The sequence below is a fragment of the Natronomonas salsuginis genome (assembly GCF_005239135.1).
Taxonomy (GTDB): Archaea; Halobacteriota; Halobacteria; order Halobacteriales; family Haloarculaceae; genus Natronomonas; species Natronomonas salsuginis.
In genome coordinates, this window is the sequence record NZ_QKNX01000001.1 from 395,918 (window position 1) to 409,685 (window position 13,768).

At 64.8% G+C, this 13,768-nt stretch carries 15 protein-coding genes; 8 read left to right on the top strand and 7 right to left on the bottom strand.

From position 1 onward, the window contains the following. The first annotated feature begins 1 nt into the window (after window position 1). From DM868_RS02275 to DM868_RS02305, 7 genes are all read left to right on the top strand, one after another. Entirely contained in the window at window positions 2–577 is a 576-nt protein-coding gene (locus DM868_RS02275; protein WP_137275232.1) for a DUF447 domain-containing protein, read from the top strand. A 118-nt stretch (window positions 578–695) separates the two neighbouring features. Next, on the top strand, window positions 696–1,733 hold the full coding sequence (locus DM868_RS02280; protein ID WP_137275233.1) for a metal ABC transporter substrate-binding protein: 1,038 nt from the start codon (window positions 696–698) through the stop codon (window positions 1,731–1,733). A 31-nt stretch (window positions 1,734–1,764) separates the two neighbouring features. Then, entirely contained in the window at window positions 1,765–2,508 is a 744-nt protein-coding gene (locus DM868_RS02285; RefSeq protein WP_137275234.1) for a metal ABC transporter ATP-binding protein, read from the top strand. A gap of 77 nt (window positions 2,509–2,585) precedes the next feature. Next, the gene (locus DM868_RS02290) at window positions 2,586–3,488 is read left to right on the top strand and encodes a metal ABC transporter permease (RefSeq protein ID WP_137275699.1); all 903 of its coding nucleotides are present in this window, start codon (window positions 2,586–2,588) and stop codon (window positions 3,486–3,488) included. Window positions 3,489–3,589: 101 nt separating this feature from the next. Further along, window positions 3,590–3,781 (top strand): 30S ribosomal protein S17e, encoded by a 192-nt coding sequence (locus DM868_RS02295; protein ID WP_137275235.1) that lies wholly within the window; start codon window positions 3,590–3,592, stop codon window positions 3,779–3,781. A 90-nt stretch (window positions 3,782–3,871) separates the two neighbouring features. Then, a complete protein-coding gene (gene asd, locus DM868_RS02300) occupies window positions 3,872–4,906 on the top strand; it encodes an aspartate-semialdehyde dehydrogenase (protein WP_137275236.1) in 1,035 nt (344 codons plus the stop codon). A 30-nt stretch (window positions 4,907–4,936) separates the two neighbouring features. Next, the gene (locus tag DM868_RS02305; RefSeq protein ID WP_137275237.1) at window positions 4,937–5,566 is read left to right on the top strand and encodes a cyclase family protein; all 630 of its coding nucleotides are present in this window, start codon (window positions 4,937–4,939) and stop codon (window positions 5,564–5,566) included. Between the two features lie 12 nt (window positions 5,567–5,578). Here the strand turns inward: DM868_RS02305 and phoU are convergent, their stop codons facing one another. Further along, on the bottom strand, window positions 5,579–6,259 hold the full coding sequence (phoU, locus tag DM868_RS02310; protein ID WP_137275238.1) for a phosphate signaling complex protein PhoU: 681 nt from the start codon (window positions 6,257–6,259) through the stop codon (window positions 5,579–5,581). Between the two features lie 275 nt (window positions 6,260–6,534). Between phoU and DM868_RS02315 the strand changes: the two genes are divergently transcribed. After that, the gene (locus tag DM868_RS02315; protein WP_137275239.1) at window positions 6,535–7,530 is read left to right on the top strand and encodes a phosphate uptake regulator PhoU; all 996 of its coding nucleotides are present in this window, start codon (window positions 6,535–6,537) and stop codon (window positions 7,528–7,530) included. Window positions 7,531–7,541: 11 nt separating this feature from the next. Here the strand turns inward: DM868_RS02315 and DM868_RS02320 are convergent, their stop codons facing one another. The 6 genes from DM868_RS02320 to gpmI all read right to left on the bottom strand — a co-directional run bounded on the left by DM868_RS02320 (window position 7,542) and on the right by gpmI (window position 13,686). After that, window positions 7,542–7,865, bottom strand: coding sequence for a DUF7126 family protein (locus DM868_RS02320; RefSeq protein WP_137275240.1), 324 nt, complete (start codon window positions 7,863–7,865; stop codon window positions 7,542–7,544). Then, a complete protein-coding gene (gene guaA / locus DM868_RS02325) occupies window positions 7,858–8,775 on the bottom strand; it encodes a glutamine-hydrolyzing GMP synthase (RefSeq protein ID WP_137275241.1) in 918 nt (305 codons plus the stop codon). The genes DM868_RS02320 and guaA overlap by 8 nt, the downstream gene beginning before the upstream one ends. Further along, entirely contained in the window at window positions 8,775–10,427 is a 1,653-nt protein-coding gene (gene pyrG, locus DM868_RS02330) for a glutamine hydrolyzing CTP synthase (RefSeq protein WP_137275242.1), read from the bottom strand. The genes guaA and pyrG overlap by 1 nt, the downstream gene beginning before the upstream one ends. A gap of 249 nt (window positions 10,428–10,676) precedes the next feature. Next, window positions 10,677–11,459 (bottom strand): DUF429 domain-containing protein, encoded by a 783-nt coding sequence (locus tag DM868_RS02335; protein WP_137275243.1) that lies wholly within the window; start codon window positions 11,457–11,459, stop codon window positions 10,677–10,679. 125 nt (window positions 11,460–11,584) lie between these two features. Beyond that, on the bottom strand, window positions 11,585–12,172 hold the full coding sequence (locus DM868_RS02340; protein ID WP_137275244.1) for an alpha/beta hydrolase: 588 nt from the start codon (window positions 12,170–12,172) through the stop codon (window positions 11,585–11,587). After that, a complete protein-coding gene (gene gpmI / locus DM868_RS02345; RefSeq protein WP_137275245.1) occupies window positions 12,169–13,686 on the bottom strand; it encodes a 2,3-bisphosphoglycerate-independent phosphoglycerate mutase in 1,518 nt (505 codons plus the stop codon). Before gpmI ends, DM868_RS02340 begins: the two co-directional genes overlap by 4 nt. Between the last annotated feature and the right edge of the window lie 82 nt (window positions 13,687–13,768).

The following is a 13,768-nucleotide window of genomic DNA, read 5'->3' on the forward strand; positions in this document are numbered from 1 at the left end:
GGTGACGCGCGCCGAGTGGCCGGTCGAACTCCGCGGTGTCACGGAGTCCATCGTGACCACGCTCGGCCCGAACGGCCGCTGGAACGTCGCCGCGCTCGGTCTGTTCGCCGGTGACCCCGTGACGGCTCGGACGTGGGGGCGAACTCGGACTAGGCGGAACTTCGAGGAACGCGGCGACGGGTACGTCCAGTTTTCGAGCGATCCCGTAGACTTCGTCGACGCAGCCTGCTCGATTCGCGAGGAGGACGAGCCGATCTTGGCGAGCGTCGACGCCTGGACGAACGTCGAGGTCGAGGCGATCGATCGAGGGACGGAGGGCAAAACCAAGTGGGTCGAGTGGGCGCTCACGCCGACCGATGCGGTGATCGAACGCCGGACCGTCCCGACGACGAACCGTGGGTACTACGCCGTCGTCGAGGCGACCGTCGCCGCCTCGCGGCTGGACGTGCCCGATTACGATCCGGCGGAACTTCACGACCGGATCGGGTACTTCGAGCGCGTCGTCGAGCGCTGTGGCGGCCCCCGCGAGCGCGAGGCGTTCCGAAGGTTGCGTTCGCACGTCGATCTCACGGACTGAGTATCGTGCTACGTCTTTTCGGTCACCTCGGGGACGGATCCCCTCCCATGGTTTAGACGCGTCTAATCTTTAGATGTGATACAGAAACTTAATATGTAGTCGTGTCAAATGTGTGGTCATGAAAACGGAACCGACCGGATCTCGGTCGCTCTCGCGCCGGCAGTTCGCGCTCGCGAGCGCCGGCGGCCTCGCGTTCGGACTCGCCGGGTGCGTCGGAAGCGTTTCGAGTGGCAACGGTAACGACGGGTCAGACGGCGATATCACCGTCGTCGCCTCGTTTTTCACCTTCTACGACTTCGCCCGAAAGGTGGCCGACGGGACGCCCGTAACGGTCAAAAATCTCGTTCCGACCGGGCTCCACGGCCACGGGTGGGAGCCCGATCCCTCGATCACCCGCGCTATCATCGACGCGGACGCGTTCGTCAACGTCGGTCCGGGGTTTCAGCCGTGGGCCGATCGCGCGATCCAGACGGTCCGCGACGACGGGGCGGACACGCACATGATCAACGTCCGCGAGGGAATCAACTTGCTCGATCTCGCCGACACCGTCGGTGAGGACGAGGCGGTCGAATCCGGGAAAGACCCACACTTCTGGCTCGATCCGGGGCTGGCGAAACAGTCCGTCGACAACATCGCTGACGGCCTCGCCGAGATCGCCCCGGCGCACGAGTCGGCGTTCACGGAGAACGCGGACGCAGTCAACGCGGAACTGGACGCGATTGACGCCGAGTGGGAGGCGATTTTCGGGGCCGCCGAGCGCGACGTGGTCTTTCTCGCTGCGCACAACGCCTTCGAGTACGTCGGAAAGCGCTACGAGGCGACGATCCAGCCGCTGGTGACGAACCTCGCCGCCAACGACGATGTCCGACCGGCCGACATGCGACGCGCACAGGACACGATCGAAGCACACGACATCCGGTACATCGGCGCGGCGGTGTTCGAGCCCCGACGCCCCGCTCGGCAACTCCGCGATCAGACCGACGTCGAGGCGTACTACCCGGTGACGCCGTACGCCGGGACGACGCAAACGTGGGTCGACCGCGGCTGGGGGTACTTCGAGATCGCTCGCGAGATCAACATGCCCACGTTCGAGATCGTCCTCGACGCCGCCGAACCGGACCCCGACTTCGACGCGGAGTGGCGGAACTTCGAGTGATCACACGACACGATCCAACATCCACACCACCATGACACACATCGCTCTCGAAAACGTCTCGTTCGGCTACACGGCGAGCCCCGTCATTCGGGATATCTCTCTCACCGTCGACTCGGGCGAGTACGTCGGACTCATCGGACCCAACGGCTCCGGGAAGAGTACGCTCCTCCGACTCATCTTGGGACTTCACGACCCCGACGACGGCACGGCGACCCTGTTCGGTCAGCCGGCCGGCGCGTTCGTCGACCGCGCGCGCGTCGGCTACGTCGCCCAGGATGTCACGGAGAACACCAAGCGGATGCCAATCACGGTCGCAGAAGTCGTCCTCATGGGCCGGTTTCCGCACGCCGGCTTCGGTCGAATCACGACCGAGGACCGGGAACTCGCGCGCGAGGCGCTCCGGACGGTCGGCATCGAGCATCTCGCCGATCGGCGCATCACGAAGCTCTCTGGCGGTCAGCGCCAGCGCGCCTACATCGCCCGCGCGCTCGCCGGCGAGGCGGACCTGCTCGTCCTCGACGAGCCGACCGTTGGCGTCGACGCCGAATCGGTCGACGCGTTCTTCGGACTCCTGGACGCGCTCAACGACGACGGCATGACGATCCTGCTCGTCGAGCACGACATCGGTGCCGTCCTCGAACACGCAGGTCGCGTGGTCTGTCTCAACCGAGAACTGTACTTCGACGGTCCGCCAGTCGAGTTCGCCGAGAGCGACGCCCTCGATCGGGCCTACGGGACGAACGTCCGCCGTGGTGAGGGGGTAACGATCGCGTGAGCGCGGTCGCGGCCGTCAGCGTCGTCGGAGCGCTCTACGAGCTGGCGCTGTGGCTGCTCGGGCTGTGGAGCGGGCTCATGGTGATTCTCGCCGATCTGTTCGGTATCACCATGCTCGAGTACGGGTTTATGCACCGGGCGTTTCTCGTCGGCGTCCTCATCGCGGTGATGGCCCCGCTTATCGGCACCTTCCTCGTCCATCGACAGCTCGCGCTGATCGGCGACGCGCTCGCCCACACCGCCTTTGCGGGCGTCGCCGTCGGGCTGTTCGTCAACGCAGTCCTGGGAACCGGCATCTCGCCGTATCTCACCGCCGTCGTCGTCGCGATGCTCGCCGCCCTCGCGATCGAGTTGATCTCGGAGGTGACCGACGCGTACAACGACGTCTCGATGGCGATCGTGCTGTCGACCGGCTTCGCGCTCGGGGCGGTGCTCATCAGCCTCAACTCGGGTGGCCTCGCCGTCGGCGTCAACCAGTATCTGTTCGGGAACCTCTCGACGGTGTCCAACGAGAACACGATCTTGCTCCTCGGACTCTTCGCGGTGATCTCGCTCGTGGTCGCGGTGACGTACAAACAGCTACTGTACGTCACGTTCGACGAGACGGCCGCCCGGGTCGCGGGGATCAACGTCCCCTGGTACAACCGCGTCGTGGCGATGCTCACGGCGATGGTCGTCGTCGGGGCGATGCAGATCATGGGCGTCATCCTCGTCGCCGCGATGTTGGTGGTGCCGGTCGCGGGCGCGACGCAGGTCGCCCGGAGCTTCCGCGAGGCGCTCCTCGCCTCGGTGATCCTCGCGGAACTCGCAGTGTTGATCGGGATCACCCTCTCGTTTCACTACGAGGCGACCGCCGGCGGAACGATCGTCCTCGTCGCCGTCGGCCTCTACGTCGTCGCCGTCCTCTTCGGCAAACTACAGGCCGAACGGACGGTCGCGGTCGACTCGGCCCCGGCGGCCGCGGACGATCCGGCGGATTGAGTCCCCTTCGTCGGTCGAATCGGGGCCGATCGCTCGCTCGCCGTCCGTGCGGCACCCTTTCGAATCTTTTTTAGGTGCCACAGCAGTATCAGGCAGTATCAATGGCCATCAAACCCGCCTACGTCAAGAAGACGGCGACGCTGCTCATGGAACGCTATCCGAAGGCGTTCGGTGACGACTTCGAACACAACAAAGCCCTCGTCGAGGAGCTGACCAACATCGAATCGAAGGGCGTCCGCAACCGGATCGCCGGCTACGTCACCCGCAAGCAGCGCGTCCCGCAGACCGCATAACTCCGTATTCTTGACGATCGTTCATTTTCGACCGTCGGAGAGCGGCCGCTTTTCACAACCGTTTTCCTATGGCTCGTCATACCACCGTCAATGTCCACCCGCGTAGGTGTCCTCGGCGCGACCGGCGCCGTCGGGCAACGGCTCATCCAACTGCTCGTACCGCACCCGGAGTTCGAGATCGCCGCGCTCACCGCCTCGTCGTCCAGCGCCGGCCGAACGTATCGCGACGCCGCGAAGTGGCGTGTCGACACGCCCATCCCGGACGACGTCGCCGACATCACCGTCGTCGGCACCGATCCCGACGAGGTCCCCGACGATGTCGATCTGCTGTTCTCGTCGCTCCCGTCCGACGTCGGTGCCTCGGTCGAACCCGCGTTCGTCGAGGAGGGATACGTCGTCTCCTCGAACTCCTCGAACGGACGCATGGACGACGACGTCCCGCTCACCATCCCCGAGATCAACGCTGACCATCTCGATCTCATCGAGGTCCAGCGCGACAACCGTGGCTGGGACGGCGCGCTGCTCAAGAACCCCAACTGCTCGACGATCACGATGGTACCGACGCTCGCGGCGCTCGACGAGTTCGGCCTCGAACGCGTCCACGTCTCGACGCTACAGGCCGTCTCCGGCGCCGGCTACTCCGGCGTCACCTCGATGGAGATCATCGACAACGTCATCCCCCACATCGGCGGCGAGGCCGACAAGATGGAGACGGAATCGCGCAAGCTTCTTGGCTCTTTCGACGGCGCGGGGATCGAACTCCACGGTGCGGACGTTTCTGCGTCGTGCAACCGCGTCCCGACGCTCGACGGCCACCTCGAAAACGTCTGGGCGGATCTCGCTGACGACCCCGATCCAGCGGCCGTCGCCGAGGCGTTCCGCTCGTACCCGAGCATCGATCTGCACTCCTCGCCCGAGCAGTTGATCGAGGTGTTCGAGGAATTCGACCGCCCGCAGCCTCGACTCGATCGGAACCTCGGTGGCGGGATGGCCGTCTCGGCCGGCGGCATCGAGACGACCTCGAACGGGATCCAGTACAACTGCTTGGCACACAACACGATGCGCGGTGCGGCCGGTGCGAGCATTCTGAACGGCGAACTGCTGTTGGAAGAAGGCTACCTGTAACGACCGATACTCGACGTTTCTCACCACGCGATGTATCGCGACCTCTCCCATCCGATCGAGACCGGTATGACGACGTTTCCCGGCGATCCTGACGTCTCAGTCCAACCGGCCGCGACCGTCGAAACCGACGGCTATCACGTCTCGGAGATTCACTGTGGCTCTCACGCCGGGACGCACATCGATGCGCCGAGCCACGTCGGGTTCGACCAGTCGCTCGACGTGTTCGACCTCGATCGGTTCGTCTTCGATGCGACCGTCGTCGACTGCACGGCGTTCGGCGCGCGCGAAGCGATCGATTCGACGGTGTTGCCGGACGACGGCGGCGACATGATCGTCTTTCGAACCGGCTGGGACGACCACTGGGGCACCTCACGGTACCTCGATCATCCGTACCTCAGCGTCGATTGCGTTAATCGCTGTCTCGACGCCGGGTGGTCCGTCGGCATCGACACGCTGAACCCTGACCCGACCCCGAGTGCGAACGCCACCGACGCGCCGGAAGGGGTTCCGGCCCACCGAGCGCTGCTCGGCGAGGGACTGCTGATCGTAGAGAACCTGACGAACCTCGCCGGATTGGATCGGTGTCGACTGTTCGCCGTCCCGCTCTCGCTGCCGGAGGGCAACGGGTCCCCCGTCCGGGCGTTCGCGTGCGAACGATGAGTTACGATGGAGTCAGTAGATCAGCTCGTCGCTGTTTTCGACCATGTACAGCGTCCGCGCCGCGATGTTGACCGCGTGGTCGCCGACGCGTTCGAGATCACGAATGGTGAGGAGCAGTCGCGACACCTCGGCCATGAGCGCCTCGATCTCCGCGTCCGACGAATCGCTGTCAATCTCCGTTTCGATGAGGTCCCGGACGACGATGCTGGATGCGCGCTCACAGCGGGCGTCGACCTCGTCGTCGCGGTCGTTGATCTCGAAACAGGCGTCGGTGTCCTCCTCGGCGTAGGCGTCCATCGCGTCCTCGACCATTTCGATGACGTCCACACCGATCCCCTGAATGTCGACGTCGGGATACATGTCCCGGGAGGCCTGCAGCGTGTAATCGCCGAGGTTCGTCGCGAGGTCGGCGACCCGTTCGAGGTCGGTGATGATCTTGAACGAGGCAGCGATGAACCGGAGATCGCCGGCGACGGGCTGTTGGAGCGCGAACAGATCGATGCAGTCTTGCTCCAACTCGAGGTAAATCTCGTTGATCTCGTGGTCGCCTTCGATGACCTCCCTCGCGAGCGCCTCGTTTTTTTCGTCCAGCGCTCGAAGCCCCTTTCGCATCCGTTCGAGAACGATCTCGCTCATGTAGAGCACGTTCTCACGGAGTTCCGTCAGCTGCTGTTGGAATCCTTTGCGTGCCATTGGTTTCGCTTGTCGCTTCTCCTGTATGGCTTTTCGGGGAGCGTCTGACGCGCGTCGTCCCACGCGCCACTCTGGGGGTCATCGGAGCCGCGATTTTGTCGGAACGTCTGTGAACCCACATTGAATATATAGAAGTATATAATTTTGGCTATACAACGGGACAGTATCCGATCGATCGCCTGAAACCCCAACCGTTCGCTGGAAATCGCGTCAAACGGGCCGCCATCTTCTATATATCTCGCCAAATATTTATGTACTGGTTTTGTACGCAACGTATGGAAACGAGAAAAGTTCAGGTGACAGGTGGGTCCACGTACACTGTTTCACTCCCGAAGGGATGGGCGACGGACAACGGGGTCCACGGCGGCAGCGTCGTCGAGTTCCACCCCGAGGAGGATACGCTCCTCTTGACGCCCCAACGGGAGGAGGAGAAAGTCGAGGGAACGCTCGACATCACCGGCCTGGACGGCGACGAGTTGATGCGCGCGGTCGTGACAATGTACGTCAGCGGCTTCGACATTATCACGCTCGAGACCACCCAGGTGACCGCCGCACAGCGCCGGACGATCCGCGAGGCAACCCAGGGACTCGTCGGCCTCGAGGTCATCGGCGAAACGTCCGAGCGCGTTCGATTGCAGGATCTCCTCGACTCCTCGGAGCTGTCGATGCACAACGCGATCACCCGGATGCAACTCGTCTCGACGACGATGCTCGCCGACGCCGTGGCGGCGCTCATCGAGGACGACGACGACCTCGCGGCGGACGTCGTCCAGCGCGACGACGACGTCGACCGGCTCTGGTCTATGGTCTCGCGGGTGTTCCGATCGGTGCTTCGCGATCCGTCGGCTGTGGCCGGGATCGGCCTCGATCGGGAGACCTGTTTCGACTACCACTCGAGCGCCCGCCAACTCGAACGGATCGGCGACCACGCCGCCAAGATCGCCACCCACGCCGGGACGCTCGACGCCCCACCGGACGACGCCGCCGAGGCGATCACCGAACTCCACGCCGAGGCGACGGAGATCGTCGAGATGGCGATCGATGCGCTCTTGCAAGACGACTCCGACCGCGCGACGACGCTCGCCAACGACGCCCGACAGCGCGTCACCAGAATCGACGAACTCGCACGCGTGGTCGACGACACCATTCGAGAGCTCGAACCCCAACAGGCGCAGCTGCTCGGGCTGATCGTCGACTCGCTGTCGAGAAGCGCCGACTACGGCGGCAACATCGCCGAAACCGCCCTCCAGAACGCCGCACCGCGGCCGTAGCGGCCGCCACGCTATCGAAGCAGTTCTTCCGCGACCGTCTCCGGATCGAGTAGCGCCGGATCGACAATGTGGCCGATCTGTCCCTTCACGAACTCCGGAACCGAGTCGCGGGTGTACACGACAACTCGGAGCGCGGGGTTGCAGTCGAGCGCGACGGTCACCGACGTCGCGAGTCCGGCGTCGGTCAGTACGAAGACGTCCGCCGCCTCGATACCGGCCGCTTCGAGCGACGGACGATCGGCTGTTCCCTCGGCGTAGCTGACCGTCGCACCCGCCGCCTCGAGTGCGGCTCCCAGCCTGTCCCGATCGCCGCCGGCGACGACGACCTCACTCATACTCGATCGTCGCCGGCGGTTTGTGCGTCACGTCGTAGACGACGCGGGAGACGTTCTCGTTCTCGCCCGTGATCCGCGATTGGATTCGCTGGAGCGTCGCCCAGTCGACCTCCTGTGCCCGGGCGGTCATCCCGTCGCGCGACTCGACGGACCGGACGGCGACGACCCAGCCGTGGACGCGGTTGTCGCCCTTCACACCGGTCGCCTTGCCGAGGACAGCCGCGAGCGCCTGCCACGGCTCGTGTTCTTCGAGTTCCTCCTCGACGACGTGATTCGCCTCGCGGGCTACCGCCAGCTTTTCCTCCGTCACTTCGCCGAGGACGCGGACGGCGAGTCCGGGGCCGGGGAACGGCATTCGCTCCGAGACGATTTCCTCGAGATCCAGCGCGCGCGCGACCTCTCTAACCTCGTCTTTGTACAGGTCCCGCATTGGTTCGACGATCCCCTCGAAGTCGATGACCTCAGGGAGTCCGCCGACGTTGTGGTGGGATTTGATCGTCCCTTCGCTCTCGATGCGGTCCGGATAGATCGTCCCCTGTACCAAGTAGTCGGCGTCGAGTTCGCGGGCGACGGTCTCAAACTCGCGGATGAACCCCTCGCCGATCACGTGCCGTTTCTCCTCGGGATCGATGACGCCCGAAAGCGCGTCGAGGAACCGTTCGCGGGCATCGACGACGCGCAGGCTCTCCATGTAGGAGAACGTCTCTCGGATCTCCTCGGTTTCGCCCTTCCGCATCAGCCCGGTGTCGACGTAGACCGGCGTCAACTGATCGCCAACGGCCTCGTACGCGAGCGCCGCCGCCGTCGAGGAATCGACGCCGCCGGAGAGAGCGATGACCGCGTTCGAATCGCCGATTGCCTCGCTGATCTCCGCGATCTTCTCCTCGGTGAACGACTCGGTATCGACCATCAGGCGGTCACCTCCTCGTGGTCCGTCTCTGCATCGTCGTGTCCGAGGATCGTCTCGACGAGGCTGACGAACGGCGGCGAGGCCCGCCCCGGCCGCGAGCGGAACTCGGGGTGGAACTGCGTCCCGAAGAAGAACTCGTTGTCGGGCAACTCGAGGATCTCCATTCGGTTTCCGGCACGCCCGGAGAAGACCAACCCCGCGGCTTCGAGCTCTTCGATGTACTCCGGATTGACCTCGTAGCGGTGGCGGTGGCGCTCAGTACAGGAGGTTTCGCCGTACACTTCGTGGGCCAACGTCGCGGTGTCGATGTCGGTCTCGTGGGCGCCGAGCCGCATCGTCCCGCCCATGTCTTCGACCTCGTACTGCTCGGGCAGAATGTCGATCACGGGGTGGGCGGTCGTCTCGTCCATCTCCGCGGAGTGTGCGCCCTCGTACCCGCAGACGTTTCGGGCGAACTCGATAACGGCCATCTGGAAGCCGAGACAGAGTCCAAGGAACGGTACGTCGTTTTCTCTCGCGTATCGAACGGCCTCGATCTTCCCGCTCGTGCCGCGAGCCCCGAACCCGCCGGGGACGATGATGCCGTCGGCGCGTTCGAGCCGATCCGCGTGGGCGTCGTCCATCTCGTCGGCGTCGACCCACAGGACGTTGACGTTCGTGTTCGTCTCGAAGCCGGCGTGCTTCAGCGATTCGTGGATCGAGAGGTAGGCGTCTTCGAGCGCGTACTTGCCGACGAGGGCAACGTCGATCTCGTCGGTCGCCTCCTGCGTGACGATCTCGCGCCACTCGTTCTCCCGGTCGGCCTTCGGGATCGCCTCGTCGTCGAGGCCGAGTCTCGACATGACGTACTCGTCGAGCCCCTCGTCTTCGACCATCAGCGGGACGTGGTAGATGTCCTCGACGTCGGGGTTCGAGAAGACGGCGTCGACCGGCACGTCGCAAAAGAGGGCGATCTTCTCCTTCGTCTCCGGGTCGAGTCTGTCGTCACAGCGCCCGACGAGAATGTCGGGCTGCAGGCCGATCGAGCGGAGTTCCTTGACGGAGTGTTGGGTCGGTTTCGTCTTCTGTTCGCCGTTCTTCGAGTACGGGACGAGCGTGACGTGGGTGAACAGAATGTCCTCGTCGTCCTCCTCGTGGGCGAACTGTCGCAGGGCTTCGAGATACGGCATCCCCTCGATGTCGCCGACGGTGCCGCCGACTTCGATGATACAGACGTCGTGACCCTCCGCAGCCTCCCGGATCCGCCGCTTGATGTCGTCCGTAATGTGCGGGATGATCTGGACGGTCTTGCCGAGGTAGTCGCCAGCCCGTTCCTTTTCGATCACGTGGCGGTAGGTCTTGCCCGTCGTGACGTTGTGGTCGAACGTCATATCGATGTCGAGGAACCGCTCGTAGTTCCCGAGGTCGAGATCGACCTCCCCGCCGTCTTTCAGGACGTACACCTCGCCGTGTTGATAGGGGTTCATCGTTCCCGCGTCCACGTTGAGGTACGGATCGATCTTCACGGCCGTCACGTCGAAGCCGGCGTTGGCGAGCAGACGCCCGGTACTCGCTGCGGTGATGCCCTTGCCCAGTCCGGACATCACACCGCCGGTGACGAAAATGAATTTTCTCCCAAGAGTGGGATCGTAGTCAGTAAGCTCCGTCGGCATACCGACGGTGCGCGAGCGTCGGACAAAACAATTTCGAACGATGTTTTTACACGCTCTGGTGGTCGCGCGCAGCTTGGCGCGCGACCGCCTTCGCGGCAAAAACGTCGATCAAAAATAGCGCGTACTCCTCCGGCAGCCGGAGGCTGCTTTCATTCAATGCGCGCTGCCGAGCGCTCCCTTCGGTCGCGCTCGGAGGAACCGCCTTCGGGCGACCGTCGGGCGCCCTCCGGCGGAGACTCGCGGTTCAGTTCAAGGCTCGAGCTCTTCGTGGATCGGTTCGCGGGCCCAGTAGGCCATCTGCATCGGTAATCTCGCACGGTCCGTTTCGGGGTTTTCGGGGAGGGTCCGAGGATCCCCGGCCGTCTCGTGCGCGGCGATCCCGAGCGCGAGCGCATCGAGCACGTCGTCGACCTCGACGCCGTCCGCGCCCGGCGTGCTCGCCAGATCGTCCGTGACCCTTCGGAGCAACGCCCCAGGTTCGTCCACCAGCTCGCCGAGTGCCTCCAGACGCTCGCCGACGCCAGCGGCAGTTTTCTTCGAATGTTGAAGTTCTCGGCCGAGAAACCCGCGGAAGCATACTTCTGGATGTGATTCGAGTATCACTCCTTTTAACTGTTCGTCCCCTCGGAGTATCGCATCGATCTCGCCGATCCCATCGGTGATGTGGTACGATTGGGAGGACAGTCCTTTACCGATATCAGATTCGTTCTGCTTTGCGGCCTCGTCGTACTGGGCCCCGTTTTCATATACCTCCGTGGCGACGGTTCGCGACGGAACCGGAAAGACGCTGGATGGCCGGCCGGTGATAGAGCGGGCCAGTGAATCGACTGTTTCGCGCTCAATGACCGTCTCATCGTCCTCCGGAAGGCCGATCGGGACGTCGATGAATACGTGATCAAGGGGTCGGTGCTGTTCCCAGAACCGCCAAAAATCGCCTTCCACGACGCAGTCGGAATACGACCCGCCGTCGAATACGATCGCCAACCACGTGCCTCCGGCCCAATCGACGCCGGCAACCGTTCGCCGTTCCATGTTTAACGAGTTGGCGTGATTGTTTATATACTCTTTCGGCTTGTACATGAAGGGATCGCGTTCGGGTCGTCCCCGTGTGGATGTTCAGTTTATATTCTCGGCCGAGTATACACCCGATCGTCCGTTTATATACTCAACAGCTCCGCCACCAGTTCGCCGACCTTCGGCGTCTGCCCAACGAAGTGGTGGTCCGCGCTCATCACTTCGACGCGACCGCCACGCGCTCGGACCCGTGCTGCGACCGCCTCGGCGTCGACGGTCGTGTCCCGCTCGCCGTAGACGATCCCGACTGGGCAGTCGATCTCGTCGACCGCGGCGACCGCGTCGATCCCCTCGGAGAGTCGTGCGGCCGGCGACAGCGCGACGACCCGTTCGGGCGGCGTCCCAGCGGCCGACTCGCGGGCCGCGGCGACCAGCGCGAGACAGCCGCCGAAGCTGTAGCCGAACAGGCTCACGCGATCGTATCTTCCGCCCGCCCACGCGTACGCGGCTCGGACGTCGGCCAGCTCGCCGCGACCCTCGTCCCACGGCCCGTAGTCGAACCGGAGGCAGGCACTCTCGAGCGCGTCGCTGACCGCCCGGAGTCGGGGATCACTCCGGTTGCCGCCCATCTGCGGATGCGGCGGACAGGCGACCACGCAGCGATCGCCTTCGGGCGAATCGAGCGTCCCGCGCACGTCCCGATCCGAGGGAACGACGACGGACTCGCTCATTCGAGCAGCGACTCCCCACTCATCGCCTCGGGGATCGCGACGCCGATTGTCGACAGGACTGTCGGCGCGATGTCGGCGAGCGTCCCGCCCGCTCTAACCGTTCGGCCGCCGTCCGTGCCGTCGCTCGCGAGGTAGACGAACGGGACCGGATTTGTCGTGTGCGCGGTGTGTGGGTGCTCGGGCGTTCCCATGTCGTCGGCGTTGCCGTGGTCGGCGGTGACGAAGAGGTGCCCGCCCGCCTCACGGACGGCGCGCTCGAGGCGGCCGAGCTGCGTATCGATCGCCTCGACGGCGGCGACGGCGGCGTCGAAGTCGCCCGTGTGGCCGACCATGTCGGGGTTGGCGTAGTTCAACACGAGCACGTCCGGATCGTTTCGCTCGATCGCGTCGATCACGACGTCGGTCAGTTCAGCGGCCGACATCTCCGGTTTCCGGTCGTACGTCGGGACGTCGGGGCTGTCGACGATCTCACGCCGCTCGCCCTCGAAGGCCGTCTCGCGCCCGCCGTTAAAAAAGTACGTTACGTGGGCGTACTTCTCAGACTCGGCGGCCCGAAGCTGCGTCAGTCCGGCCTCGGCGAGCGCTTCACCGAGCGTCCGCTCGGGTGCGAGCGGCGGGTACGCGACGGGAAGATCGAACGTCTCGTCGTACTCGGTCATCGTGACGAGTTCGACCGCGCGCGGGTCCGTCTCGAAAGGCCACTCGGGGTCGACGTCCGCGAGCAGCCGGGTGAGTTGTCGGGCCCGATCTGCTCGAAAGTTGAAGAAGACGACCGCGTCGCCGTCCGAAAGCGCGGCCGCGTCGTCACCGACCACCGTCGGCTCGACGTACTCGTCCGTCTCGCCCCGCTCGTACGCGGCTTCGACGGCGTCGACCGCCGAATCTGCGCGGTACGGTGCCTCTCGATGGACAATTGCGTCGTACGCGCGCCTCGTCCGTTCCCAGTTTCGGTCCCGGTCCATCGCGTAGTAGCGGCCACAGACCGTGGCGACGTCTCCCGTCCCGTGCTCGGCCACTGTCGCCTCGAGGTCGGCGAGGAAGTCGGCTCCGCTCTTCGGTGCCGTATCGCGCCCGTCGGTGAACGCGTGCGTCACCGCATTGACGCCTCGCCCAGCAGCGAGTTCGATCAGCGCGTGTAGGTGTGCTTGATACGAGTGGACGCCGCCGTCGCTCACGAGCCCAATGAAATGCACCCGACCGCCGTGGGCGCTCGCGTGGTCGAACGCCCCGCCGATCGCCTCGTTGTCGGCGAAGGCGCCGGCGGCGATGTCGTCCGTCACTCGCGTAGAGTCCTGTTTGACGACGCGGCCGGCACCGATGTTGAGGTGGCCGACCTCGCTGTTGCCCATCTGGCCCTCGGGGAGGCCGACGCGTCTCCCGTGCGTTTCGAGCGTTCCGAAGGCCCCCGATTCGCGGAGTCGATCGAACACCGGCGTCTCGGCGGCCGAGACGGCGTCGCTCTCGCCGCCGTCGCCGAGGCCCCAGCCGTCGAGGATCACAAGCGCGGCTTTCATTACGTGGGGCAAGCGGCGGCCTACCTAAGGCGATATCGCTTCTGAACGTCCGCGCGATCGGGCGCTTCGGTTCTCGGAAACG